At 74.1% G+C, this 24,841-nt stretch carries 17 protein-coding genes; 11 read left to right on the forward strand and 6 right to left on the reverse strand.

Annotated elements, in window-relative coordinates:
- Positions 1 to 32 precede the first annotated feature (32 nt).
- Positions 33 to 578, forward strand: coding sequence for an FHA domain-containing protein (locus ACFV57_RS04930; protein WP_385225764.1), 546 nt, complete (start codon positions 33 to 35; stop codon positions 576 to 578).
- Positions 579 to 690: 112 nt separating this feature from the next.
- Here ACFV57_RS04930 and otr(A) read toward each other — a convergent pair whose 3' ends face one another.
- The 3 genes from otr(A) to glgX all read right to left on the reverse strand — a co-directional run bounded on the left by otr(A) (position 691) and on the right by glgX (position 8,031).
- Positions 691 to 2,649 (reverse strand): tetracycline resistance ribosomal protection protein Otr(A), encoded by a 1,959-nt coding sequence (gene otr(A) / locus ACFV57_RS04935; RefSeq protein ID WP_385225766.1) that lies wholly within the window; start codon positions 2,647 to 2,649, stop codon positions 691 to 693.
- Positions 2,650 to 2,883: 234 nt separating this feature from the next.
- Positions 2,884 to 5,361 (reverse strand): malto-oligosyltrehalose synthase, encoded by a 2,478-nt coding sequence (gene treY / locus ACFV57_RS04940; protein WP_385225768.1) that lies wholly within the window; start codon positions 5,359 to 5,361, stop codon positions 2,884 to 2,886.
- A gap of 357 nt (positions 5,362 to 5,718) precedes the next feature.
- Positions 5,719 to 8,031 (reverse strand): glycogen debranching protein GlgX, encoded by a 2,313-nt coding sequence (gene glgX / locus ACFV57_RS04945; RefSeq protein WP_385225770.1) that lies wholly within the window; start codon positions 8,029 to 8,031, stop codon positions 5,719 to 5,721.
- A gap of 289 nt (positions 8,032 to 8,320) precedes the next feature.
- On the opposite strand from glgX, the gene ACFV57_RS04950 reads away from it, so the two are divergent.
- The 3 genes from ACFV57_RS04950 to ACFV57_RS04960 all read left to right on the forward strand — a co-directional run bounded on the left by ACFV57_RS04950 (position 8,321) and on the right by ACFV57_RS04960 (position 11,969).
- Positions 8,321 to 9,121 (forward strand): Tat pathway signal sequence domain protein, encoded by an 801-nt coding sequence (locus ACFV57_RS04950; protein WP_385225772.1) that lies wholly within the window; start codon positions 8,321 to 8,323, stop codon positions 9,119 to 9,121.
- A 358-nt stretch (positions 9,122 to 9,479) separates the two neighbouring features.
- Entirely contained in the window at positions 9,480 to 10,601 is a 1,122-nt protein-coding gene (locus ACFV57_RS04955; RefSeq protein WP_385226104.1) for a copper amine oxidase, read from the forward strand.
- Between the two features lie 102 nt (positions 10,602 to 10,703).
- Positions 10,704 to 11,969 carry an SAV2148 family HEPN domain-containing protein gene (locus tag ACFV57_RS04960; RefSeq protein WP_385225774.1) on the forward strand — a complete coding sequence of 422 codons (1,266 nt, stop codon included), beginning with the start codon at positions 10,704 to 10,706 and terminating at the stop codon, positions 11,967 to 11,969.
- A 20-nt stretch (positions 11,970 to 11,989) separates the two neighbouring features.
- Here the strand turns inward: ACFV57_RS04960 and ACFV57_RS04965 are convergent, their stop codons facing one another.
- Complete coding sequence (locus ACFV57_RS04965; RefSeq protein ID WP_385225776.1) at positions 11,990 to 12,841, reverse strand: helix-turn-helix transcriptional regulator; 852 nt, start codon at positions 12,839 to 12,841, stop codon at positions 11,990 to 11,992.
- An 87-nt stretch (positions 12,842 to 12,928) separates the two neighbouring features.
- On the opposite strand from ACFV57_RS04965, the gene ACFV57_RS04970 reads away from it, so the two are divergent.
- A complete protein-coding gene (locus ACFV57_RS04970; RefSeq protein WP_385225778.1) occupies positions 12,929 to 13,726 on the forward strand; it encodes an SDR family NAD(P)-dependent oxidoreductase in 798 nt (265 codons plus the stop codon).
- Between the two features lie 133 nt (positions 13,727 to 13,859).
- On the opposite strand, the gene ACFV57_RS04975 is transcribed toward ACFV57_RS04970, so the two are convergent.
- Entirely contained in the window at positions 13,860 to 14,288 is a 429-nt protein-coding gene (locus tag ACFV57_RS04975; protein ID WP_385225780.1) for a DUF4440 domain-containing protein, read from the reverse strand.
- Between the two features lie 110 nt (positions 14,289 to 14,398).
- Here ACFV57_RS04975 and ACFV57_RS04980 point away from each other — a divergent pair, with 110 nt between their 5' ends.
- Positions 14,399 to 17,761 (forward strand): BTAD domain-containing putative transcriptional regulator, encoded by a 3,363-nt coding sequence (locus ACFV57_RS04980; protein WP_385225782.1) that lies wholly within the window; start codon positions 14,399 to 14,401, stop codon positions 17,759 to 17,761.
- Between the two features lie 145 nt (positions 17,762 to 17,906).
- A complete protein-coding gene (locus ACFV57_RS04985) occupies positions 17,907 to 18,689 on the forward strand; it encodes an exonuclease domain-containing protein (RefSeq protein ID WP_385225784.1) in 783 nt (260 codons plus the stop codon).
- An 81-nt stretch (positions 18,690 to 18,770) separates the two neighbouring features.
- Here ACFV57_RS04985 and ACFV57_RS04990 read toward each other — a convergent pair whose 3' ends face one another.
- Positions 18,771 to 19,661: an aminoglycoside phosphotransferase family protein gene (locus tag ACFV57_RS04990; protein WP_385225786.1), complete on the reverse strand. Its 891-nt coding sequence runs from the start codon at positions 19,659 to 19,661 to the stop codon at positions 18,771 to 18,773.
- A gap of 378 nt (positions 19,662 to 20,039) precedes the next feature.
- Here ACFV57_RS04990 and ACFV57_RS04995 point away from each other — a divergent pair, with 378 nt between their 5' ends.
- From ACFV57_RS04995 to ACFV57_RS05010, 4 genes are all read left to right on the forward strand, one after another.
- On the forward strand, positions 20,040 to 21,101 hold the full coding sequence (locus tag ACFV57_RS04995) for a carbohydrate ABC transporter permease (protein WP_385225788.1): 1,062 nt from the start codon (positions 20,040 to 20,042) through the stop codon (positions 21,099 to 21,101).
- A gap of 170 nt (positions 21,102 to 21,271) precedes the next feature.
- A complete protein-coding gene (locus ACFV57_RS05000; protein ID WP_385226106.1) occupies positions 21,272 to 22,069 on the forward strand; it encodes a carbohydrate ABC transporter permease in 798 nt (265 codons plus the stop codon).
- A complete protein-coding gene (locus tag ACFV57_RS05005; protein ID WP_385225790.1) occupies positions 22,069 to 23,388 on the forward strand; it encodes an ABC transporter substrate-binding protein in 1,320 nt (439 codons plus the stop codon). Before ACFV57_RS05000 ends, ACFV57_RS05005 begins: the two co-directional genes overlap by 1 nt.
- 98 nt (positions 23,389 to 23,486) lie before the next feature.
- On the forward strand, positions 23,487 to 24,734 hold the full coding sequence (locus tag ACFV57_RS05010) for a macrolide family glycosyltransferase (protein WP_385225792.1): 1,248 nt from the start codon (positions 23,487 to 23,489) through the stop codon (positions 24,732 to 24,734).
- The last annotated feature ends 107 nt before the right edge of the window (positions 24,735 to 24,841 follow it).

Here is a 24,841-nt window from a genome sequence, read left to right on the forward strand (position 1 = left end):
ACACCGGCGCGCGGGCACCGGACAATCACCGCATGACATCGCTGGAGTTCCCGGCCCGACCGGCACGCCCGTCGGAAGCCGACCGGGAGCGCGCCCTGGAACTGCTGCGCGAGGGCGCGGCCCAGGGCCGGCTGTCCCAGGACACCTTCCTGCGGCGGCTGGAACTGGTGCTCAGCGCCCGCCAGCACGCCGAACTCGCCGCCGCCACCGCCGACCTGGCCTCCCGGAGCCGGGTCGAGGGCGCCGTGCTGCGCGCGGTGGGCAAGGTGTCGGAGTTCAACATCACGGTCCGCCGGGCATGGCGCCGGGAGCGCCTGCCGAAGCTGCTTCTGCCCACGCCGGGCCCGTTCCCCCTCCTCATAGGCCGCGCCCCCGGCTCCGGCCTGCGCCTCAACCACGACACGGTCTCGCGCGCCCACGCCGAACTGCGCAGCGCGAACGGCGACTGGCTCCTGCGCGACCTCGGCTCCACGAACGGCACCTGCGTCAACGGCCGCCGGGTGGTGGGCGAGGTGCTGGTGCGTCCCGGCGACCATGTCGCGTTCGGCAGCGTGGGGTACGTCCTCACCGGCGGGTGAGCGGGGGATACGTCCTCACCGGCGGGCAGGGGGCGGAGCACCGGGTCCGGCGCCCCGCCCCCCCGCACGCAGGCACCGGGTCAGTGACACCGCCCGTCGTCCCCCGTCCCGGTCATGACGGGACCGGGGCGTACGCAGCCCCCTCCGGCACCGGCCGGTCGCCCGACGGCCCCGACGGCTGGGACCACCACGTCCCCTCGCCCCGGGTGAGGCCCGGCAGGCGCTGCTCGAACTCGGGCACCCGGCGGGCCGGGAGGGTGCCGGTCACGAGCCAGGCGTCCGCCGCCGCCGAGGTGTCCTCGAACTCGGCGCCCAGCGCCGCCAGCTGCGCGGTCACCGAGGCGATCGTGTCGAGCGGCACCTCCGCCTCGAAGGCGTGGCACGGCTCGTACACCCGCGTGCCGGCCCGGCGCAGGGCACGCGCCAGGACGACGGGCGTGACGCCGCGGAAGTCACCGGCCGTGCTGAGCGGCCCCACGAAACCGGAGCGGGTCAGCACGACCCGGCAGTCCGTGACCGCCAGGCCCCGCGGCCCGGAGCGCAGCGACGCGTACACCGTGTCCTCGACGGCCTGGTGGAAACCGTGCGGCAGCGCGCCGAGTTCGGTCTCGTACGCGAACCGCGGGCCGGAGCCCCGGGGGCCGGGCTCGACGCGCAGGCCCACCGTCGCCCACCAGCCGACATGGGCGCGCCCCTCGATCTCCTCGTACGCCTCGCCGGTGCCCAGGAGGCGTTCGACGCATACCACCCGGCTCGGCTCGAAGTCGGCCGCGATGCCGTGGTCCTGGAGGAGCGTCGCCGCGATGATCTCCTTCTGGACCTCTCCGTAGAGCAGGACCGAGGTGGCGCCCGAGGCGGCGGGCCGGGCATGGATGAGCGGGTCCTGCTCCGCCAGGCCCAGCAGCGCGGCGCGCAGCCGGGCGGCTTCCGCCGGGCGCCGGGCGCGCACCACGGTCTCCAGGGTGGGGCGGGAGAAGAGCGCCTCTTCCTGGGGGCGGCCGGGCGCTTCCGGGGCCGGGCAGGGGCCGGGCGCCTCGCCGCCCAGCCGGTCACCGACGCGGATGCCGGGCAGGCCGCGCAGCACCGCGATGTTGCCCGCGGTGAGCGGCCCCCGGTCGCCCGGCGGCCGGCCCACGACCTCCAGGGCGGTGATCCGCCCCTCGACGTGACCGGCCGTCCCGTCCGGCTCCCGCCGGTGCAGCGTGACCGGCCGACGCGGCCGCAACTCGCCCTCGTAGAGCCGCAGGTAGGCGCTCTTGCCGCCGCCGGGCTCGCGCCGGACGGCGAAGACCGTGCCGCGCGGCGGTGCGTCGGCGGCGCCGGGCCCCGGCGGGATCAGCCACGTCATGCCGTCGATGAGCGCGCCGACGCCCTGCCCGCCGATCGCCGAACCGAAGTACAGCGGGTGCACCGTGCCGTCGGCGGTCCGGGCGGCCAGTGCGGCCCGCAGCTCGTCCGGGGTGGGCGGCGGGCCGTCCACGGCGCGGGCGAGGACGCCCTCGTCGGCGTCGGCGAGGAGTTCGGTCAGCCGGGCCCGTACGGCGGGGGTCTCCGGGCGGAGCGGGGCCGTCCGCGCGTCCGGGGTGCCCGCGTCGTGCACGGCGGCCATCGGGACGGCGTACGGCGTCAGCCCGCGGCGGATGTCTGCCACGAGCGCGTCGGTCCGCGCGCCCGCCCGGTCGATCTTGTTGACGAACAGGAGGGTGGGCAGCCGCAGCCGTCGCAGCGTCTTCATCAGGACACGCGTACGCGCCTGTACGCCCTCGACGGCGGACAGGAGCAGCACGGCGCCGTCCAGTACGCCCAGGGCACGCTCGACCTCGGCGATGAAGTCGGAGTGCCCGGGGGTGTCGATCAGGTTGACCTGGACGTCACCGGCGGTGAAGGAGGCGACGGCGGACCGGATGGTGATGCCGCGCGCCCGCTCGATGGCGCCGGTGTCCGTACGGGTGTCCCCGGCGTCCACGCTGCCGAGGCGGTCGATGGTGCCGGTCGCGTACAGCAGCCGCTCGGTCAGGCTGGTCTTACCTGCGTCGACGTGCGCCAGAATGCCGATGTTCAGGGTGTGCATGGGTGGTCGATACCTCGGGAACTGTCGTCCGGTTAGGGCGCTGGGTCGTTCCGAGGTTTCGGCGCATTCCGTTGCTCCTGCCTGGGGCATGGGGCGTACGGAAGGGTCCGTACGCGTGGGGTGCGAGTCGTACGCGCCGATGGTGACCGGGAGGCGGGAGCGGCGCAACTCCATTTCTCCGGGGCGGGACGCTCCGGCCGGGGCGCTCCGGCCGGGCGCCGGACGTCCGCCCCCTCAGCCCTCCGTGACGAGCAGCGCCACCGGGTACCGCGCCAGCAGCTTGCGCAGGCACACCACCGGGCCCGGTACCTGCCGGCCGGTCAACAGCTCGCGCCAGCCCGTCCCCGTACCCGCACCCGTGCCCGGCAGGGAGAGTTCCGTGTCGCGCCAGCCGCCGTCCTCGGCCAGTCGGAGCGAGAGCCGGGTGGCCACCGTTACCGCCTGCCCGGTCCGTCCGGCCCGTGCGAAGGCCAGGCAGTGGCCGGCCGCCGTGCCTTCGGCGTGCAGCGGTGTGTACGTGCCTTCGGCGCCGAACCAGTCGGGGTGGGACCGCCGCAGCCGCAGGGCCGACGCGGTCAGCAGCAGCTTCTCCGCGGACAGGTCCTGCGGCGCCGTGCCGCCGTCGTCCAGCTCGGTGAGCAGGTCGGCGCGCAGCCGGGGCGGGCGGCGGTTGTCGGGGTCGACCAGGGCGTTGAACTCGGTCTCGGTGCCCTGGTACAGGTCGGGCACGCCCGGCATCGTCAGGTGCAGCAGGGCCGCGCTCAGCACGTTCGCGCGGATGTACGGCGCGAGTTCCGCGGCCAGTTCGGTGAGCGAGGACGCCGCGGGCCCGCACGGGCCCCCGCGCAGGAAGTCGCCGACCGCCTCCTCGTAGCCGGCGTCCTGATCCGTCCAGGACGTGTGCAGTCCCGCCTCGCGTACGGACTTGAGCACCGACGGGATCAGCCGTTCGGTGGACGGCTTGCCGAGGCCGAAGGCGGTCTGCCAGGCCACCCACGCCAGGTGCTGGTCCGGCGGCTGCGGGCCCTCGCCGCCCGCCGGGCCCGCGGACACCCGGCGCAGCAGTTCCCGCCACCGGTCCGGGCATTCGGTCAGGACGGCGATCCGCGCGCGGACATCGGCGCTGCGCTTGGTGTCGTGGGTGGAGAGCGCCGTCGCGGTCAGCGGCCAGTCCCGCTGGATGCGGGCGCAGTACGCGTGGAAGGTGTCCACGCCCACCGTCGGCGCCCCGGGATCGGCGCCGACCTCGCAGGCCGACAGCAGCGGTACGTAGCGGTAGAAGGCGGTGTCCTCCACGGACTTGGCGCGCAGCGCGGAGGAGGTCTGGGCGAACCGCGCGGCGAAGTCCGCGCAGTCCGGGCCGTTGCCGAGCAGGCCCAGCGCCAGGTCGCGCACCAGGTCCACCGCCAGCGCCTCCTGCGGCGCGCGGAAGACGGTACGGGCCCGCGCGGCGGCCTCGGCCAGCATCGCCGCGTCCTGTTCGCCGCGCCGCGGGTCGCGCGCCCCGGCGCCGTCGGTGGCGTACGGGCGGTACAGGGGCAGCCGGACCAGGAGTTCGCGGACGGCGGTGCGCAGGGCCCAGGGCGCGTGGTCGCCCTGGTGCGACGCCCGGTCGCTGATCCGCCCGGCGGTGCGCACCAGCCGGTCGACCTCCGCGGCGAGATCGTGGGTGACGACCTCGTAGGCGGCGCGGCGCACCGTTTCCTCCCAGTCGCCGCCCGCGTCCGCGAGCGGGGCGACGAAGTCCCGGTAGACGCTGAACAGGCGGCCGGAGCCGAGCGGGCAGACGAACAGGCCGTCGATGTGCCGCAGCGCGTCGTACCCGGTGGTGCCCGCGCACGCCCAGCCGCGCGGCAGCCGCTCCCGGCCGGTCAGGATCTTCTCGACGACCGTCCAGCGGCCACCGGTGGCGGCCTGCAGCCGGGCGAGGTACTCGCCGGGAGCGGCCAGGCCGTCCGGGTGGTCGACGCGCAGCCCGTCGACGACGCCCTCGCGCAGCAGCCGCAGGAGGGTGCTGTGCGTCGCCTCGAACACCTCCGGCTCCTCGACCCGCACCCCGATCAGCTCCGAAATGGTGAAGAACCGGCGGTAGTTGATCTCGCTGCGGGCCAGCCGCCACCAGGAGAGCCGGTACCACTGCGCGTCCAGCAGGCGCGGCAGCGGCAGGTGTTCCGTACCGGGCCGGATGGGGAAGGCGTGGTCGTGGTAGCGCAGCACGTCGCCGTCGGTCCGGATGTTCCCCAGTTCGTCGCCCAGGCGCCCGCCGAGCACCGGCAGCAGCAGCCGCCCGCCGTGCCCGCCGTCCCAGTCGATGTCGAACCAGCGCGCGTACGGGGACGCGGGGCCGTCCCGCAGCACCGCCCACAGGGGGGCGTTGAGCGACTCCGGCGCGGGCACGGCCATGTGGTTGGGCACCGTGTCCACCACCAGCCGCAGCCCGTGCGCCGCGGCCGTGGCCGCCAGGGCCCGCAGGCCCTCCTCGCCGCCCAGCTCGGCCCGTACCCGCGTGTGGTCCACCACGTCGTAGCCGTGCGTGGAGCCGGGCACCGCCGCCAGGACGGGGGAGAGGTGGAGGTGCGAGACGCCCAGCGCGGCGAGGTACGGCACGGCCTTCTCGGCCGCGGCGAAGGGCAGGTCCGGCTGGAGCTGGAGCCGGTACGTGGCGGTGGGGGGCGCAGTGGCGGAGGGTGGCGCACTGGAATCGGCCGTCATGGGAACACCCGTACCCGCCGGACGGCTTGTTGCTTCATCCGGCCGGGCACGCCCTGACGCCGGAACACTTCGTCCGTACCAACCGTGCGGGCCGGGGCGGCGGGCCGGCCGGCGGCGGCCGGTGACCTCCGTACTCGGCGCCCACCGCGCGGAGCGGCCCGGTCCGGCCGGGCCGCTCCATGAGACGACCACCCGGAGTACGCCGTACGGCTACCCGAGCCGGTCGTACGGAACCGGCGGGAACCACCGCAATGGCGGAGCCCGGCCCACCGCGTACGGAGTACCCGGACCGGTCGTCGCCGGGAACCCGATGACCGCGGGGCCCGGCCGGGGGCGGGCCGGCGCCCCCGGGGCGCGCTAAGCAGGCCGCTGGAGCACCAGCATGCTGCGGCCGGGCAGGGTGAGGCGGTCGCCGGCCTGGGCCTTGGTGCCGCCGCCGTCGGCGACGGCCTCCGGGTGGGCGGTGTCCACGACCGCCTGCCACTGGCGGCCGTGGTCGACCGGCACGGTGAACTCCCGGTCGTCCTCGTGTGCGTTGAACATCAGCAGGAAGGAGTCGTCGGTGATCCGCTCGCCGCGGGGGCCCGGCTCGGTGATCGCGCTGCCGTTGAGGAAGACCGTCAGCGATTTGGCGTGCGCCGCCTGCCAGTCCCGCTGCCGCATCTCCTCGCCCTCCGCGGTGAACCAGGCGATGTCGGACAGCTCGTCGTGGGTGCCCTCCATGGGGCGGCCGTGGAAGAAGCGCCGCCGCCGGAAGACGGGGTGGTCGCGCCGCAGCCACACCATCTGCCGGACGAAGGCGAGCAGGTCCCGGTCCTCGTCGCGGATGACCGCCGGTTCCCGGTCCTCCGGGTCGGAGCCCGCCGCGGCCGGTTCCCGGCCGGCCCCGCTGGTGGGGGACCCGGTGGGGTCCTCGGCCGTCTCTCCGGTGCGGGCCTCGGCAGGTTCCTCGGCCATCTCTCCTGCGGCCTCCGTGCCGGGCTCGCCCGCCGCGCCCGCCCCGGTCCCGCCGGTGTCCCCGGACCCCGGCCACCGCACCCACGCCAGCTCGTTGTCCTGGCAGTACGCGTTGTTGTTGCCGCCCTGGGTGCGCCCGAACTCGTCGCCGTGGCTGAGCATCGGCACGCCCTGCGACAGCATCAGCGTGGCGATGAAGTTGCGCATCTGGCGGGCCCGGAGCTCCCGTACCCCGGGGTCGTCCGTCGGGCCCTCGGCGCCGCAGTTCCAGGACCGGTTGAAGCTCTCGCCGTCCTGGTTGTCCTCGCCGTTGGCCTCGTTGTGCTTGTTGTCGTAGCTGACCAGGTCGCGCAGGGTGAAGCCGTCGTGGCAGGTGACGAAGTTGACGGAGGCCAGCGGGCGGCGTCCGTCGCCCTGGTAGAGGTCGGAGGACCCGGTCAGCCGGGAGCCGAATTCGGCCAGGGCACGCGGCTCGCCGCGCCACATGTCCCGTACGGTGTCGCGGAACTTTCCGTTCCACTCGGTCCACAGCGGCGGGAAGTTCCCCACCTGGTAGCCGCCCTCGCCCAGGTCCCACGGTTCGGCGATCAGCTTCACCTGGCTGACCACCGGGTCCTGCTGCACCAGGTCGAAGAACGAGGACAGCCGGTCCACCTCGTGGAACTGGCGGGCCAGCGTCGCCGCCAGGTCGAAGCGGAACCCGTCCACCCGCATCTCCAGCACCCAGTAGCGCAGCGAGTCCATGATGAGCTGGAGGACGTGCGGGCTGCGCATCAGCAGGGAGTTTCCGGTGCCGGTGGTGTCCGTGTAATAGCGGGGATCGTCGGCGAGCCGGTAGTACGAGGCGTTGTCCAGGCCGCGGAAGGACAGGGTCGGGCCGAGGTGGTTGCCCTCCGCCGTGTGGTTGTAGACGACGTCGAGGATGACCTCGATGCCCGCCTCGTGCAGCGCCCGTACGGCCGACTTGAACTCCAGCACCTGCTGCCCGCGGTCGCCCCAGGAGGCGTACGCGTTGTGCGGGGCGAAGAAGCCGATGGTGTTGTAGCCCCAGTAGTTCGCCATCCCGGCGTCGACCAGCCGGTGGTCGTGCACGAACTGGTGGACCGGCATCAGCTCCAGGGCCGTGACGCCCAGCCCGGTCAGGTGCTCGATGACCGCGGGGTGCGCCAGCGCCGCGTAGCTGCCGCGCAGGTCGTCGGGCAGCTCGGGGTGGAGCATGGTCAGGCCCTTGACGTGCGCCTCGTAGAGCACCGTCTCGTGGTAGTCGGTGCGGGGCGGCCGGTCGTCGCCCCAGTCGAAGTACGGGTTGACCACGACCGACGTCATCGTGTGCGGCGCCGAGTCGAGGTCGTTGCGGCTGTCCGGCCTGCCGAAGTGGTACCCGTACACCGCCTCGTCCCAGTCGATGCTGCCGCTGACGGCCTTCGCGTACGGGTCCAGCAGCAGCTTGGCGGAGTTGTGCCGGTCACCGCGCTCCGGCTCGTACGGGCCGTGCACCCGGAAGCCGTACCGCTGCCCCGGCATGATCCCGGGGAGGTAGGCGTGCCGCACGAACGCGTCGGTCTCCCGCAGTTCGACGGCGGTCTCCGAGCCGTCGTCGTGCAGCAGCGACAGCTCGATGCGTTCCGCTGTCTCGGAGTACACCGCGAAGTTGGTGCCCGCACCGTCGTACGTGGCACCCAGGGGGTACGTCTGTCCCGGCCAGACCTGCATACGTCGACTCTTCCACTTCCTCGATGGGCGCCGCGGCGCTTTGGGGTGCCGCGGCGGTCGTGCGTCGCCGTGTTCGCTTGCTGCGTTCGCTGTGGTGCGCGGTGCTGCGTGTGGTGCGTGTGGTGCGTGTGGTGCTGCGATCGTCTCCTGTTTCAACGTGCCCATTACGGCTGGTTTTTCGCGTGATCTGCGCCGAAAGGCGGGCAACCCACGGCGAAGTCTGATCGTCGTACAGGGCGACCGATGTGTGCCGAGCACCATGAGGCAGCAGGGGGGAACAGTGCGCAACATGATGCACCGCCACCTGGGCAAGCTGGTGGCGGGCGCGGCCGTGGCGCTGGCGGGTACCGCCGCGATGGCCGCGATGACCCTGCCGGGGGAAGCGGGGGCGGCTGGCGGGGGGAGCCGGGCCGCGGCGGACGAGGGGCCGCAGGCGCAAACGGGCCAGGCGCAGCAGATACGGCCGGGCGTGGTGGAGCGCGCCCCCGCGCAGGAGCGCGAGGGCGTCGGCCGGGACCCGCTCACGGACGACGAGGTCGCCCGCGCCCAGGAACTCGCCGCGCCCCGTACGTTCCGCGGCGCGACCGAGAACGTCCGGGGCAAGGCGGGACCGGAGCGGCTGACCACCGATCTGGCCGAGCTGGGCCCGGACGAGACCGGCCGCGCCGACCCGCCGCGCCGGGCGAACGTGTCGTTCTACGACTACCGGTCCGACGCGTACGTGACCAAGACCGTCAACCTCACGACCGGAAAGGTGGAGAAGACGGACAGCAGGCACGGGGTGCAGCCGCCGCCCAACCGGGCCGAGAGCGAGACGGCCGCCGGCCTGCTGATCGCCGCGCCGGAGGGGGCCGGGCTGCGGGCGGACTACGAACACGCCACCGGCAGGAAGCTGACCGGGCCCGGCCAGCTGACCGTCGCGGGCTTCGTCTACCGGGGGACGGCGGAGGGACCGGCTCCGGAACGGCTGCGCGCCTGCGGGCAGCACCGCTGCGTCCGCCTCTTCACGAAGGTGCGCAACGGCCAGTGGATCGACACCCGCAGCTATGTGGTCGATCTGAGCGCGCGCACGGTCGGGCGGCTGGACTGAACCGCCGGGACGGGCGGGCCCGCCCGCGCACCCGGCCGCACCCGCGCACGCCGCACCACCCACGTACCGCGCAGCTTCCGTATCACTGTCGTACAGGAGCGTTTCCATGCACGAAAGACCCTTCCGCCGCGCCCGCGTCGACCACGGCCGTACCCGTGTCCCTGTCCGTACCCACGTCCGTACCCACCGTGCCCGTGTCCGCCGCGCCGCACTGCTCGCCGCGCCGCTGCTGCTCGGTACGGCGGCTCTGATGACCGGGCCGGCCGCCCAGGCCGCGCCCCCGCCCGCGCCCACCGCCGCAGGGTGCAGTACCCCGTACAGCATCACGCAGACCCTCGAAGGCGGCACCACTTGGCGCATGTGCTGGCACTACGAGACGAACGCCGGGCTGGTCCTGGACAACGTCTCCTACCAGCCCAGGAGCGAGCCCCGCCCGATCCAGGTGCTGACCACCGCGAAACTGGCGCAGATCCACGTCCCGTACGACGACGGGGGCAACGAGTACGACGACCTGACCGGGCAGAGCTTCGCCCAGGGGCTGCAGACGCTGGACCCGGGCGAGTGTCCCGGCGGCACCATCAAATCGGTCAAGGTGCCGGACGCCTGGGATCCGGAACACGCGAACGTCAACGGCCTGTGCGTCACCACCCGCGCCCGCGGCCACGCCTACCGGCTGGGCCGCTACCCGGGCGAGACCACCAAGATCCAGCAGATCCAGGGCAAGGATCTGCTCGTCTACACGGTCAACAAGACCGGGTGGTACGAATACATCGTCGAGTGGCGCTTCTCGGCGGACGGCACGATGAACATGCAGGTCGGCGCCACCGGCACGCTGTCGCCCGTCGACTACGACGCGGGCGACGGCCGCGGCTGGCCGATCGGCAAGGGCGCCAAGAGCTACGCCACCAGCCACAGCCACAACGTCTTCTGGCGCCTGAACTTCGGCCTGGACGGCTCGTCGGCCAACCGGATCGAGCAGTTCGACTCGACGACCACCCCGCAGAGCGGCGGACAGACCCCGCGGACGAAGACGACCCGCACGCCGGTCACCAAGGAACTGGCGGGGGACGCCGGACCGATGCGGTGGTGGCGGGTGGTCAGCAACGTCGGCAAGAACAAGGACGGTCATCCGCGGTCGTACGAGATCGTCCCCGGTCGTTCCAGCAAGTACCCCGGACGGGCCTTCACCCGGCACGACGTGTACTTCACCGAGTACAACAAGTGCGAGCAGTTCGCCAGCAACAACCTGATGAACTGCGGATCGGGCGCGGGCAGCAGTGTGGACAGGTGGGTCAACGGACAACAGCTCCGCCACCCCATCGCGTGGGTCAACATCGGCTACCACCACATCGCCCGTGACGAGGACCAGGAGCCCATGCCCGTCCACTGGCAGGGCTTCCAGCTCGCCCCGCGGGACGTCACCGCTATGAATCCGCTCACTCCGCCCGAGCTTTCCGGGCACAACGGTCACGTCGAATAAGGGGAGTTGGCAGGGGACTCGATCCATCCTGCTGCACCGCCTCCCGGACCCGCAGTAGTCTGCCTTGATCGTTGGCACGGGGGTTCGGAAGGCGGTGCGCAGGTGAGCTCGGGCGGGCTGGAGTTGCCCCCTGGTGACGACGGCCAAGACGGCCAGGACAGTCATGAGGGACACGAGGGCGGCTCCGTCGACGCCCCGCCCGGGGCGGTGTCCCTGGCCCGGCCGATGGAGATCGGCGCGGAGCTGGACTGGGGCGCCGAGGCCTGGAGCGAGGTGCGCACGCGCGCCCGGCGGGCCGGGCGCGCCTACATCTGGCTGAACCTCGTCGAACAGCGGCTGCGCGCCGTCGTGGCGGCCGTGCTGTGCCCCGTCTACGAGCCGGTGCACGGCGACGAGTGGGTCATCGCCGCCGCCGGCCCCACCGGACAGGAGTGGGTCCAGCGGGCCGTCGCGGTCCGCGAGGTCAGCCGCCGCAAGGGCTATCTGCTCGACCCGGCGGACGACAACATCCTCAGCTTCCTGACCCTCCCGCAGCTGCGCGAGCTGATGGTGCAGCACTGGCCCTGCTTCGAGCCCTACTTCGACGACCGGCGGGAGGTGGAGCTGGCCCTCGACGAACTGGAGGTGGCCCGCAACATCGTCTCCCGCAACCGCGCCCTGACCGGCACCGTCCTCGCCCAGGCGGAGAGGGCCTCGGCCCGGCTGCTGGACATACTCGGCTCCGGTATCGGCACCCGTACCGCGGGACGGCTGCCCATCGACGCCGTGGAGGACCTGGTCGGCGACCGGTACGCGGACGTCGTCGGCGTCCACACCGACCGGGTGCGCCTCCAGCGGCAGCTGCCCGCCGAGGACCTCTTCGGCGGCGCCCGCCGCCTGGACGCCATCGGCATCGGCCTCAACCTCCTCGTGCAGAACTACTCCGGCCGCCGCATGGTCCGCCTCGCGGAGTCCGGCTGCCGCGTCCGGCTGCTCTTCCTCAACCCGGCCAGCAGCGCGGTCCGCCGCCGCGAACGGGAACTGGGACTCAAGAAGGGCGAGATGAGCCGGTCCATCGAGATGAACATCCTGCACATGCGGCGGGTACGGGCCCGGCTGCGCGACCCCGGCGCCTTCGAGATCCAGGTCTTCGACGAGACGCCGCGCTTCACCGCCTACCTGGTGGACGGGGACGGCCCGGACGGCGTGGCCGTCGTCCAGACGTACCTGCGGCGCAGCCGGGGCATGGAGTCACCGGTCCTCGTCCTGCGCGGCGGCGGCCGCGAGGTGCTGCGCCAGGAGGCGGACCGGGACGACGACCACGGCCTTTTCGAGACGTACCGGGAGGAGTTCGAGAACGTGTGGGCGGATTCGCGGCCGGTGTCCTGAGAGGGGCGCCGGGCCCGGTCTCAGCCGGGTACGTCCACGCGCCGCGCGCCGGTCGCTGACAGCAGCCGTAGCGCCTCCTCCTCGGGGGAGCCGGGCTCGACCGTGTAGACGACCACTTGCTGGTCCCGGTCGGTGATGTCGAGAAGGTCGCAGTTGACGGTGATGGGGCCGATCAGCGGGTGGTTGACGGTCTTGCGCAGGGTCGGCTCGGCGCGTACCTCGTGGGCGGCCCACAGCCGGGCGAATTCCGCACTGCCCGAGAGGAGGTCGTCCACCAGCCCGGTCACCTCGGGGTCGTCGGGATAGCGGGCGGCGGCGGCGCGCAGGCGCCGGGCCGCGGCGCGGGCGAACGCCTCCGCGTCGAACGGGTCGTACAGCAGCCGCTCCCGCGTCCGCGGCGCGAGGAAGGCACGGCGCACGAGGTTGCGCTCGCTCCGCGGCACGGCGGAAAAATCCTCCAGGAGGGCGGCGGCCAGCTCGTTCCAGGCGATCACCTCGTACGTCGCGGAGAGCACGATCGCCGCCGTGTGCGGCAGCCGCCGCAGCAGGTCGAGGATGCTCTGCCGCACCTCGCGCGAGGGACCGGACGGCGGGCCGGGCGGGGCGCCCGCGAGATGGTGCAGGTGCTCGCGCTCGGCGTCCGGCAGGCGCAGGGCCCGGGCCAGGCCGGCGAGTACCTCGCGCGACGGGCGAGGGCCACGGGCCTGCTCCAGCCGCGTGTAGTACTCGGTCGAGATGAACGCCAGCTGCGCCACCTCCTCGCGGCGCAGCCCCGGGGTACGGCGGCGCGGCCCGGCGGGCAGGCCCACGGCGGCGGGGGTGAGGCGCTCGCGCCTGCTGCGCAGGAAGCCGGCCAGCTCTCGTCTGTCCATCCCTCCAGTGTGCGTGGGCGCCGCGGGCCCGAGCCAGGTACCGCTGGTGCCTGGCTCGGCCGCGCGGCCGGACGCAGGCTTGCCGCCATGAACAACGCACAGACCACCACCCCCTCCCGCCCCGCCGCGGGCCTGCTGGCCGGCAAGGCCGCCGTCGTCACGGGTGCCGGGCGGGGCATCGGCGCCGCCGCGGCGCGGCTGTTCGCCCGGGAGGGCGCCCGCGTGCTGCTCGCGGCGCGTACGGAGGACCAGCTCAAGGCGGTGACCGACGAGATACGGGCGGCCGGCGGCACCGCCGGGTACGCGGTGTGCGACCTGGCCGACGGGGAGAGCGTCCGGGCGGCCGTCGCCCGCGCCGTCGACCTGTACGGCCGGCTCGACATCGCCTTCAACAACGGCGCGACCAGCACGCCGCCGGGCCCCATGGACCAGATGCCCGAGGCGGACTTCGACCACCTCTGCGCCGTGAACCTCAAAGGCCCATGGCTGGCCATGTCCGCCGAGGTCGCCGCCATCCGGGCCACCGCGGGAACGGGGGCCATCGTCAACAACTCGTCCGTCGGCAGCCTGGCGGGCAACCCCGAGCTGCCCGCCTACGGCGCGACGAAGCGGGCGCTCAACAGCCTCACCGAATCGGCCGCCATCACCTACGGCCCGGAGCGCATCCGCGTCAACGCCATCGCTCCCGGCACCACCATGACCGAGATGATGCGCGCGTGGAGCGACCGCTCACCCGGCGTCGTCGACCGGCTCAACGCGCACACCCCGCTGCGCCGTGCGGCCAGCCCGGACGAGATCGCCCAGGCCGCCGCCTGGCTCCTGAGCGACCGCGCCTCCTATGTGACCGGGGCGGTGCTCCCGGTCGACGGTGGTATGCAGGCATGAGCGGGAGCGGCGCCCGCTGTCCCGTACGGAAGCACCTGGCGAGGCGGGGCGTGGGCTGCGCCGGCATCGGGCGAGGCGGGGTGTGGGCCGCGCCGGCACCTGGCGAGCCGGGTGCGGGCCGTGCCGGGCGGCGTCAGCCCGCGGCCGTCTCCGGTCCGGCGGGTTCCGCCACGACGGTTCCCTGGTGGTAGGCGACCTGCCACCCGCCCGCCGCGTCCCGCTGCCAGACGGTGGCGCGCCGCGTCGTCCGGCCGTCCAGGACCAGGGTGTACGTCAGCAGGTACACGTCGGCGGCCAGCTCGCGGCAGTGGAAGCCGGATGTCTCCCATTCCTCGGCCACCGGGTCGCGGAATCGTTCCTCCAGGACGTCGAGGACATACGCCCGGCCGTAGCACCGGCCGGACGCGCCCACCTCCCAGAAGTCCGGCACCGTCATCCGCTCGAAGTCGGCCCGGGTGGTGCCGAACTCGGGGCGGTGGAAGAGCGGCTCACGGGCGGTGAGGGCTTCGAGGACGTGCGCGAGGCGGGCTTCCGTCGGGGGGCGGGGTTCGGTGTCGTCCATGGCACAGGCGTAGCAGACACGGCAGCCGCAGCCGCAGTCACGTCCGCGGCCGGAGTCGAAGGTGCGCTGGTGGCGGCGGGTGCCGACGGGTGGCCCGGTACCGTTGCGCCATGCGATTCGGCGTACTCGGGCCGGTGGAAGTGCGGGCGGCGGACGGACGGTCCGTACGGGTACCTGAACTGAAGGTGCGTGCCCTGCTGGCCGCGCTGCTCGCGCACCGGGGTCGGCCCGTCGCCTCCGGCCGGCTCATCGACGGCCTGTGGGAGGCGCGGCTCCCCGCCAACCCCACCGGCGCCCTCCAGGCCAAGGTCTCCCAACTGCGCCGCGCACTGGAGAACGCCGGGCCGGGCGGTCGGTCGATGGTCGCCGCCCGCCCGCCGGGCTATCAGCTGGACGCCGCCGACGACGCGGTGGACGCGGACCGCTTCACCGCCCTGACGGCCCGCGCGCACGACGTCGCGGACCCGGAGGAGCGGGCCGCGCTGCTCACCGAGGCACTCGGGCTGTGGCGCGGCCCGGCCTTCGCCGGATTCGAGGACGCGCCCTTCGCGCGGGCCGCGGCCGGCCGGCTGGAGGAGCAGCGGCTGACCGCCCTGGAGGAACGGGCCGCGGCCCGGCTGGAACTGGGCGACCACGGCCCGCTGGCCGGCGAACTGGCGGAGCTGGTGGCCCGCCACCCGCTGCGGGAACGGTTGTGCGCGCTGCACCTGCGGGCCCTGTACGGCGCGGGACGGCAGAGCGAGGCCCTGGCCGCGTACGGCGCGCTGCGCGAACGGCTGGCGGAGGAACTGGGCATCGACCCTTCGCCGGAGCTGGCCGCCCTCCAGCAGGCGATATTGCGGCAGGATCGGGGGTTGTCGAGACCCCGTATTCGTACGGAGGCCGTTCCACGTACCCATACGGAGCCGACGCCTCGTACCCGTACGGAGTCTGCGCTTCGCACCCGTACGGCGTCCGTTCCGCGCGGCCCGTCGACGCCGTCCGACGCTCCCGCCCGTACGAACCTGCCCGCCGCCCTCACCGAACTGGTCGGCCGCGGCACGGCGGTACGCCGGGTCCGTGCGCTTCTGGAAGCGGACCGGCTGGTGACGCTCACCGGGCCGGGCGGGGTGGGCAAGACCCGGCTGGCCCTGGCGGCCGCGCACGGCTTCACCGGTGACGACGGCCATTTTCCGGACGGCGTCCTGCTGGTGGAGCTGGCCGCGCTGGGCCGCCCGGCCACCGCGGAGAGGGACCGTGCGGCGGTGTGCACGGTCGCCGAGGCGGTCCTCGCGGTGCTGGGCGTACGGGAAGGCGCGGCGTCCGGGTCCGCCGGTGAGCGCCTGGCCGGTGCGGTGCGCGGCAAGCGGCTGCTGCTGGTGCTGGACAACTGCGAACACGTCGTCGACGCGGTCGCCGAGGTCGCGGCGGACCTGCTCGCGGCCGCTCCCGGGCTGCGGGTGCTGGCCACGAGCCAGGAGCTGCTGGGGCTGGCCGGGGAGCGGGTGTGGCCGGTGCCGCCCCTGGAACAGCCCGACGCCGTCGAACTGTTCGTGGCGCGCGCCGCGGCCACGGCTCCCGGGTTCGCGCTGGACGAGCACAACGCGACGGCCGTCGCGGACGTCTGCCGCCGACTCGACGGCATCCCGCTCGCGCTGGAACTCGCCGCGACGCGTGTACGGGCCCTGGGCGTACGGGAGCTGAGCGCCCGGCTGGACGACCGGTTCCGGCTGCTGGGCGCTGGGCGGCGGGGCGCGCCGCCGCGCCAGCAGACACTGCGCGCGATGATCGACTGGAGCTGGGAGCTGCTGACCGCCGCCGAGCAGGTGGTCCTGCGACGGCTCGCCGTGCACGCCGACGGCTGCACGCTCCGGGCGGCCGAGGAGGTGTGCGCGGGCGACGGCGTACGGTCCGGGGAGGTGGCGGCCCTGCTGGCGCGGCTGGTGGACCGTTCCCTGGTAGCCGTCGCCGAGGGCCCGTACGGTCCGCGGTACCGCCTGCTGGAGTCGGTGGCCGCGTACTGCCTCGAACGGCTCCACGAGGCGGGGGAGCGGGAGGCGGTGCGGCGGCGGCACAGCGTCCACCACACGTCGCTGGCCGAGCGCGCCGAGCCGTTCCTGTACGGGGCGGGGCAGCGCGAGTGGCTGGCGCGGCTCGACGCGGAGACCGCGAACCTGCGCGCGGCACTGGACTCCGCGGTCCAGGAGGGCGCGGCGGAGCGCGCGCTGCGGCTGGTCAACGCCCTTGCGTGGTACTGGTTCCTGCGCGGCCGGCTCGGCGAGGCTGGGCGCGCGCTGGCCATGGCGCTGGACGCCGGGGCAGGAGGCGTTCCCGTGCCTGACGCGCTGCGGCTGCGGGCCATGGTCTGGCAGGTCGGCATGGCCTCGCTGGCAGGCAGCGACACCGACCCGGTGGCGCGCGCCGACGCCGTACTGAAGCAGTACGGCACGACGGACACCTCGTCCTCCACACCGGGGCTTGCCACCGCCGACCCGGCGGGGCACGCCTGGGCCCGGTGGTTCCTGACGTTCGCGCAGGTCGGCCTGGGCGATCCGGCGGTCGCCCACGAGCGGCTGGCCCGCGCGCTGGCAGACTTCCGGGCACTCGGCGACCGGTGGGGCACGGCGGCCGTGCTGGCCGGTCGCGCCCAGGCACAGTACGTGGCCTCCGACGCCGTACCCGACCGGGCCGCACGCCGTCGCGACGCCGAGGAGAGCGCCGCGCTCTTCCGGGACCTGGGCGACCGGTGGGGCCAGTTGCAGGCGGCCGAGGTGCTCGGGACGCTGGCCGAGATCGGCGGCGACTACGAGAGCGCCGCCCGGCTGCACCGGGACGGGCTGCGCGGAGCCGAGGAACTGGGCCTGTGGATACAGGCGTCCTACCGGCACTCCGGTCTCGGCCGCATCGCCCTGCTGACCGGCGACCTGGAAGCGGCGCGCGAGCACCACGAGCGGGGGCTGCGGCTGGCCGCCGAGCAGTCGCACCGGCGCGGTGAGATGTTCGCCGAGACCGGGCTGGGCATCGGCGCCCGGCGCGCGGGCCGTCTCGACGACGCCGAACGGCACCACGCGCGCTGGCTGGAGTGGTGCCGCAGCCGCGACGGCGATCCCGGTACGGCCCTGATCCTGGCCGAGCTGGGCTTCACCGCCGAACTGCGGGGCGACGCGGCGACGGCCCGCCGTCTCCACCTGGACGGCTACGAGGCGGCGCGCGCCACCGGCGATCCGCGCGCGGTGGCGCTCGCCCTGGAAGGCCTGGCCGGAGCGGAGGCCGCCGCCGGCCGCTTCGCCCGCGCCGCACACCTGCTCGGCTGCGCGACGGCGATCCGCGCGTCCGGCGGCACGCCCCTGCCGCCCGCCGAACGCCGGGACGTGGACCGGATCACGGCGCGGGCGCGCGAAGGCCTGGGGGACGACGCGTTCGCCACGGCTCTCGGAGCCGGCGGCGCCATGACCGCTGCGGTGCTGGTGGGGGCGGTGGCCGAGGCCGGTTGAGGTGGCTCGGCGGGGAGGCCTGGGCGGTGGGCCGGGGCATCGGCGCGAGGCGGGGCCGGCGAAGGGCGGGCGGGGGACGGGGCGTTGTCAGTGTCGCGTGGGAGAGTAGGGGAACACGGGGGAAGCAACACCGAAGGAGGCCGTCATGGGCTGGCATCAGGAGCTGCTCGTCAGCTTCGACTTGGAGACGACCGGCACGGACGTCGAGCAGGACCGCATCATCACCGCCGCGCTGATAAGGCTGGAGGCGGACGGCGGGGAGGCCCTGCGGCAGACGTGGCTGCTCGACCCCGGCGTGCCCGTCCCCGAGGAGGCGGCGGCCATACACGGCATGACGACCGCGCATGTCCGGGCGCACGGCCGGCCCGCCGCGGCCGGTATCGAGCAGATCACCGCGGCGCTCGCCGCCGCGCTGGAAGCGGGCCTCCCGCTCGTGGTGATGAACGCGCGGTACGACCTCTCCCTCCTCGACCGCGAGTGCCGCAGGTACGGCCTGCCGACGCTCGCCGGGCGGCTCGGCCGGCAGCCCGGCCCGGTCGTCGACCCGCTGGTGCTGGACAAGCACGTGGACCGCTACCGCAAGGGCAAGCGGACCCTCCAGGCCCTCTGCCGGCATTACGGCGTACCGCTGGATGCCGCGCACGAGGCGGGCGCCGACGCGGTGGCGGCCGCCGGGGTGGCGCGGCGGATCGGCGAGCGGTATCCGACGGTGGCCGGGACGGAGCTCGCCGCGCTGCACGCGCTCCAGGAGAAGGCGGCAGCCGAGCAGGCCGCCTCGTTCCAGCAGTATCTGCGCCGCTCCGGTGACCCGGCGGCGATAGTCGAGGCGGCCTGGCCGCTCATTCCGTATCAGCGGACGCGGGAGCCCCGAGAGGACCCGGCGCCGGAGCTGCCGGGACAGACACCGGCCGCGCGCGGCACCGCGTAGGACCGCGCGCAGGCGTCCGGAGCCCCGCGCGGGAGTGCGCGGGACAGCGCGCGGCAGCGTCCCGGGCCGCGCGCGGCGGCGTCAGAAGGGGTACCAGCGCACGGTGGTGTCGCCCTCGCGCAGGGAGGCGATGCGGCGGCGGAATTCCTTGAGGGCGGCGGGGTTGCCGGGGGCGTGCTGCGACACCCAGGCGCAGCTGGCCGTCTCCCGGGAGCCGCGCAGCACCGCACAGCCCTCCCAGTCGCGTACGTCCCAGCCGTAGATCCGTACGAACGTGTCGTACGCCGCGGCGGACAGGCCGTAGCGGTCGCGGCTGAGCGCCATCACGACGAGATCGTGTTCCCGCAGATCGGAGGAGAACGTTTCGAGGTCGACGAGCACCGGGCCGTCGGGGCCCACATGGACATTACGGGTCAGCGCGTCACCGTGGACGGGGCCGCGCGGCAGATGCGGTTCCAGCGCGGTGGCGGCAGCGGCGAACGCGTCGCGGCGGCCCCGCAGATACTCGGCGTCCCGCGCCGAGACCGCGTCGCCGGCCAGCCGCAGCCAGCGCTCCACGCCGCCCAGCAGCTCACGCCGCGGCAGGGCGAACGGCGGTTCGGGCAGGGCGTGCACCAGACGCAGCAAGGCGGCCAGGTCGGCCGGTTCGGCGGGGCGTACGGGGTCGGGCAGCCGCTCCCAGACCGTGACCGGGTGCCCGTTCACCAGACGGGCCGTCGGCTCAGCCGCGCGCACGGCCGGCACGCCCTGATCCGCCAGCCAGACGGCGACGCCCAGTTCCCGCTCGGCGCGCTCCAGCAGTTCGGCGCTGCGCCCGACCCGTACGACCGGGCCGTTGCCGCCGGTGGCGAAGACCGCGTTCTCGCCGAGCGACAGCAGCCGGGCGTCGGCGGCCGCGTCGGGCAGGCCGGCCGCGGCCAGGACGTCCCGGGCGTGCGCCTCCGTGAACGGAGTGGTGCTCGGTGCGGTCATGGGGGCGCCTCCTGCGGTGCGTGATCGGCACCAGTCTCGCAGGTCCCCGCGGCGCCGGGACGGGGAGATCCGGACGGAGCCGGGGCCGGTGGGGCGGTTGGGGCCGACGGGACTCCCGCGCGGCCCGGTGGGGTTCGGGCACGGTCCGGCCGGGTCCCGGGCGGCGGGGTGCTTGACTGCGCCGACCGCCGTCACGACGATGACGGCGGCCGCCTGCCCGTTCCGCCCGGGGACGCGCGGCCCGTTCGTGGTGGTCGCAGCCGTCCTGGGTGGAAACGTTCGCGGTCGGCGGTGCCGTCCGGGGTGCACAGATGCGGGGGAGTCGCGTTGGGTCGAGGTGGTCCCGGACGGGGGCGAGGGCGCCCGAAGACGAAGGCGATGGAAGGCACGAGAAAAACGGAAGAGACGGATGGCACGGGCGGCGCGAGAGGCGTAAAAGGGGCAGAGGGGGCGGAAGAGGGCAGGAGGAGGTGGGCGGGACTGTCCCGCCCGCCCGGAAGGCCGCGGCCCCCGGCGGCGCCGCGCGGTGCCGGACCGGTGCCTGCCGGGCCCCGGCCGGTGTTCGGCCGCGGCCACGGGACATGGTTCCTGGTGCTGCCCGCACTGGTGCCGATCCTGGTGCTGAGCGTGGGGCCGCTGCTGTACGGCATCGGGCTGGCGTTCACCGACGCCCAGTCGGGCCGTACGCAGGCCACCCGGTGGACCGGCCTGCTCAACTTCTCCGACCTGCTCCGGGACACCCTCTTCTGGGACTCGTTCCGGGTCGGTCTGGTGTGGGCGCTCGGCGTCACGGTCCCGCAGTTCTTCCTCGCCCTCGGGCTGGCGCTGCTGCTCAGCCAGGACCTGCGGCTGCGCTGGCCGGCCCGCGCGCTGGCGATCATTCCGTGGGCGATGCCCGAGGTCGTCGTGGGAATCATGTGGCGGCTGGTCTACCACCCGGACGCGGGTGTCCTGAACGAGACGCTGCGCAGCCTCGGACTCGGCCCGGACGAGGGCCGGGACTGGCTGAGCGGCACGGCCACCGCCCTGCTCGCCGTGATCGTCGTCGGTGTCTGGGCGGGCATGCCGCAGACCACCGTCACCCTCCTCGCCGGACTCCAGAACGTCCCGCGTGAACTGCACGAGGCCGCCGCGATGGACGGCGCCGGTGCCTGGCGCCGGTTCCGTACGGTCACCTGGCCCGCGATCAAACCGGTCGCCCTGGCCGTCTCCGCGCTCAACTTCATCTGGAACTTCAACTCCTTCGCGCTGGTCTTCGTGCTGACCGACGGCGGTCCCGGCGGCCGTACCCGGCTGCCGATGCTGTTCGCGTACGAGGAGGCGTTCCGGTACGGGCAGTTCGGATACGCCGCCGCGATGGGGCTGGCGATGGTCGCCGTCATCGCGATCCTGCTGGCCGTCTACCTCTCCCGGCGACTGCGGGGGGAGGAGGACCAGTGACCCACGACTCCCCGTCCGCCAAAGGCCGCCCGGCCACCGGCCGCGCCACCGCCCAAGACGCCACCGCCCAAGACGCCACCGCCCAGGACGCCCCCCAGGGCACCGCCCGTACCCCCCGCCCGCCGGTCCGCCCGGCCACCCGCCGCACCGTCGGCCGGGCCGGCCAGTACCTGGCCCTGCTCTGCTACCTGGTCTTCCTCGCGTTCCCCTTCCTCTGGCTGGTCTCCACCGCCTTCAAGCCGCCGCGCGAACTGGGCAGCATCCACCCCACCTGGATTCCCCGGGCGCCGACGCTGGACAACTTCCGTTCGGCCTTCGACGAGCAGCCGCTGCTCCAGGCCGCCGCCAACAGCCTGCTCGCCGCCGCGGTCTCGGCGCTGGTCGCGGTGGTCCTGGCGACGCCGCTGGCGTACGTCCTCGCGCGCCGCCGCACCCGCCTCGCGCGGGCGGCGACCGGCTGGGTCGTGGTCAGCCAGGCGTTCCCGCTGGTCCTGCTGATCATCCCGCTGTTCCTGGTCCTGAAGAGCCTGCACCTGATCGACTCCCGGACCGGGCTGGCCCTGGTGTACGTGGTGTGGTCGCTGCCGTTCGCGCTGTGGATGCTGACCGGTTACGTACGGGCCGTGCCGCGGGAGCTGGAGGAGGCGGCGGCGGTGGACGGCGCGGGCCGGCTGCGCATCCTGGTCTCGGTCACCGGGCCGCTGCTGGCCCCCGGCCTCGTCGCCACGGGCCTGTTCGCCTTCATCACCGCATGGAACGAGTTCTTCTTCGCGCTCGTCCTGCTCAAGTCGCCGGAGAAGCAGACCATGCCGGTCGTCCTGACCCACTTCCTCGGGGCCGAGGGCGTCGCCGACCTCGGCCCGCTCGCCGCGGCGGCCCTGCTCGCCACGCTGCCCAGCCTGGTGCTCTTCGCCGTCATCCAGCGCCGTATCACCGGCGGCATGCTGGCCGGGGCGGTGAAGAGCTGATGACCGCTGCCCGCGGCGGCCCCCGGCGCCGTACCCTGCTCGCCGCCGCGGCGGCAGTGCCCGCCGCCGCCCTGCTGCCCGGCTGCTCGGACGGCGGCGCCCGGCGGGAGGACGGCGGGCGCCGCGGTGTGCTCCGCTTCCAGTCGCTGGCCTGGCAGAAGGAGTCCGTGGACGCCAACAGGCAGCTGGTCGCGGAGTGGAACCGACAGCATCCGGACATTCGGGTCCAGTACGTCCAAGGGGCCTGGCCCACCGTCCACGACCAGCTGCTCACCTCCTTCGAGGGCGGCGAGGCGCCCGACATCATCCACGACGCCGCCGACGACCTCGCGGACTTCGCGTACGGCGGCTATCTCGCCGACCTGACCGGCCTGATCCCGCGGCGCCTCAAGGACGACATCCCGGGGCGCAGCTGGGAGTCGGGGACGTTCGGCGGCCGGGTGTACGGCGTCCCCTTCCTCCAGGAGCCGCGCGTCCTGATCGCCGACCAGGTCAAGCTGCGGCGGTCCGGGGTGCGGGTGCCGACCGCGCGGGAGCCGTGGACGTGGGAGGAGTTCGGCGAGGTGGCGAAGGAGCTGACGGGCGGCGGCGAATACGGCGTCGCCTGGCCGCTGAAGGAACCGGTCTCCGTCACGCTCAACCTCGCCCTGTCCACCGGTGGCCGGATCTTCCGGCGGCGCCCGGACGGCAGGGTGGAGGTACGGTTCGACGCCGCCGACCAGGTGGTGCCGCGCGCCGTCCACGACCAGGTCAATGTCGCCCGCAGCGCGGCCCGTACGACCCTCGGCATGGGCGGCGCCGACACGCTCCCCGGCTTCTTCGCCGGCCGGTACGCGATCCTGCCGCTCGGCTTCTCCTACCGGCAGCAGATCGCGCAGCAGGCGCCGAAGGACTTCGAGTGGACGGTGCTGCCCGCGCCCCGGGGCGCCGGCGGCGCGGACCAGGGCGTCAGCCCGCAGACGCTGTCCATCGCGCAGGACTGCCCGCGCAAGGAGGAGGCGATGGCCTTCGTCGACTTCCTGCTGCGGCCGCCCAACATGGTGCGGCTGGCCCTGGGGGACTGGATGCTGCCGACGGGACAGGAGGCGCTGAAAGCCCCGGAACTGCACGCGGACCGGCACGGCTGGGCGACGGGCACGGCGCTGGCCGGCACGTTGCGGTCCGCGCCCGCGCAGTCGGTGCGTGGCTACCCGGAGTGGAAGGACAAGATCGCGACGCCGGGCTTCCAGGAGTACTACAGCGGCGCCATCGGCATGGACGGGCTGCGCAAGCGCCTCGTCCACGACGGGAATCTGGTGCTGGCCCGCTACCAGCGCTGAGGGGCGCGGGCGGGTGGGCGAGCAGCGCGCCCGGCTCCCCGCTCTCGGCGTCCCCACGCGAATCAGCTGTACGAGACGTATCGTCTATTGTCCGGACCATGAACGCCTCCGTACCCGCACCCGCCCACCGGCCCGCCCACATCGCGATGTTCAGCATCGCCGCCCATGGGCACGTCAATCCGAGCCTGGAGGTCTTACGGGAACTCGTCGCCCGCGGCCACCGCGTCACCTACGCCATTCCCCCGGCCTTCGCCGACCTCGTCGCCACGACGGGCGCCGAGCCCAGGCCGTGGAACTCGACGCTGCCCACCGGTGATGAGCCGGAGGGCTGGGCCACCGAGCTGATCGACCACCTCGTACCGTTCCTCGACGACGCCGTCCAGGCGCTGCCGCAGCTCGCCGAGTTGTACGAGGGCGACGAGCCGGACCTCGTGCTGCACGACAGCACGTCCTACCCGGCGCCGGTCCTCGCCCACCGCTGGGGCGTCCCGGCGATCCAGCTGGCCCCGCACGCGGTGGCCTGGCAGGGGAGCGACGCCGAGGTGGTCGAGCCGATGCGCGCCCAGTTGCTCGCCTCCGAGCGCGGCCGGGCGTACTACGCGCGCTTCGGGGCCTGGCTCGACGAGCACGGCATGTCCGGCATCACCGACCCGGACCGGTTCGCGGCCGAGCCCGCCCGTGGTATCGCCCTGATCCCGCGCGCCATGCAGCCGAACGCCGACCGCGTGGACGCCACCCGGTTCACCTTCGTCGGCGCCTGCCAGGGCGACCGTGCCCATCAGGGTGGCTGGCGCCGGCCGGACGGCCTCGCCGCGGACACCAAGGTGCTGCTGGTCTCCCTCGGCTCCGCCTTCACCAGGGAGCCCGGCTTCTACCGCGAGTGTGTCGAGGCGTTCGGCGATCTGCCGGGCTGGTATGTGGTGCTGCAGATCGGCAAGCATGTGGAGGTGTCCGAAATAGGCGAGGTGCCGGACAACTTCGAGGTGCACCACTGGGTGCCGCAGCTCGCCGTGCTGCGGCAGGCGGACGCCTTCATCACCCACGCGGGGATGGGCGGCAGCCAGGAGGGGCTGGCCAGCGGGGTGCCGATGGTGTGCGTACCGCAGGCCGTGGACCAGTTCATGAACGCCGACTCCCTCCAGCGGCTCGGTGTCGCCCGGCACGTCCCCAAGGAGGAGGCCACGGCGCGCGTCCTGCGCGAGGCCGTGCTGGCCCTGGTGGACGACCCGGAGGTCGGCGCCGCCTCGGAACGGATTCGGCGGGAAGTGGCGGGGGAAGGCGGTGCGAAACGCGCCGCGGACCTCGTCGAGGCCGAACTGGCCCGGTCCGTGCGGGGCGTTCTGTAACGGAATATCGGCGCATTCCCAATAAGGGGGGCGAGAACTGTGCGGAATCGCCGCCGGTTCGTCGCCCGGTGTGCCGGAGGAAATGCGGTGCGTATATAGGGAGTTCG

Source organism: Streptomyces sp. NPDC059788 (genome assembly GCF_042732265.1).
Lineage (GTDB): Bacteria > Actinomycetota > Actinomycetes > Streptomycetales > Streptomycetaceae > Streptomyces.

Bases quoted from the DNA above. Each gene is read 5' to 3' on its own strand.
- ACFV57_RS04930 (WP_385225764.1), top strand. From the start codon at position 33: ATGACATCGCTGGAGTTCCCGGCCCGACCGGCACGCCCGTCGGAAGCC.
- treY (WP_385225768.1), bottom strand. From the start codon at position 5,361: ATGACGGCCGATTCCAGTGCGCCACCCTCCGCCACTGCGCCCCCCACC.
- glgX (WP_385225770.1), bottom strand. From the start codon at position 8,031: ATGCAGGTCTGGCCGGGACAGACGTACCCCCTGGGTGCCACGTACGAC.
- ACFV57_RS04950 (WP_385225772.1), top strand. From the start codon at position 8,321: ATGATGCACCGCCACCTGGGCAAGCTGGTGGCGGGCGCGGCCGTGGCG.
- ACFV57_RS04955 (WP_385226104.1), top strand. From the start codon at position 9,480: ATGTGCTGGCACTACGAGACGAACGCCGGGCTGGTCCTGGACAACGTC.
- ACFV57_RS04965 (WP_385225776.1), bottom strand. From the start codon at position 12,841: ATGGACAGACGAGAGCTGGCCGGCTTCCTGCGCAGCAGGCGCGAGCGC.
- ACFV57_RS04970 (WP_385225778.1), top strand. From the start codon at position 12,929: ATGAACAACGCACAGACCACCACCCCCTCCCGCCCCGCCGCGGGCCTG.
- ACFV57_RS04975 (WP_385225780.1), bottom strand. From the start codon at position 14,288: ATGGACGACACCGAACCCCGCCCCCCGACGGAAGCCCGCCTCGCGCAC.
- ACFV57_RS04980 (WP_385225782.1), top strand. From the start codon at position 14,399: ATGCGATTCGGCGTACTCGGGCCGGTGGAAGTGCGGGCGGCGGACGGA.
- ACFV57_RS04985 (WP_385225784.1), top strand. From the start codon at position 17,907: ATGGGCTGGCATCAGGAGCTGCTCGTCAGCTTCGACTTGGAGACGACC.
- ACFV57_RS04990 (WP_385225786.1), bottom strand. From the start codon at position 19,661: ATGACCGCACCGAGCACCACTCCGTTCACGGAGGCGCACGCCCGGGAC.
- ACFV57_RS04995 (WP_385225788.1), top strand. From the start codon at position 20,040: ATGGAAGGCACGAGAAAAACGGAAGAGACGGATGGCACGGGCGGCGCG.
- ACFV57_RS05005 (WP_385225790.1), top strand. From the start codon at position 22,069: ATGACCGCTGCCCGCGGCGGCCCCCGGCGCCGTACCCTGCTCGCCGCC.
- ACFV57_RS05010 (WP_385225792.1), top strand. From the start codon at position 23,487: ATGAACGCCTCCGTACCCGCACCCGCCCACCGGCCCGCCCACATCGCG.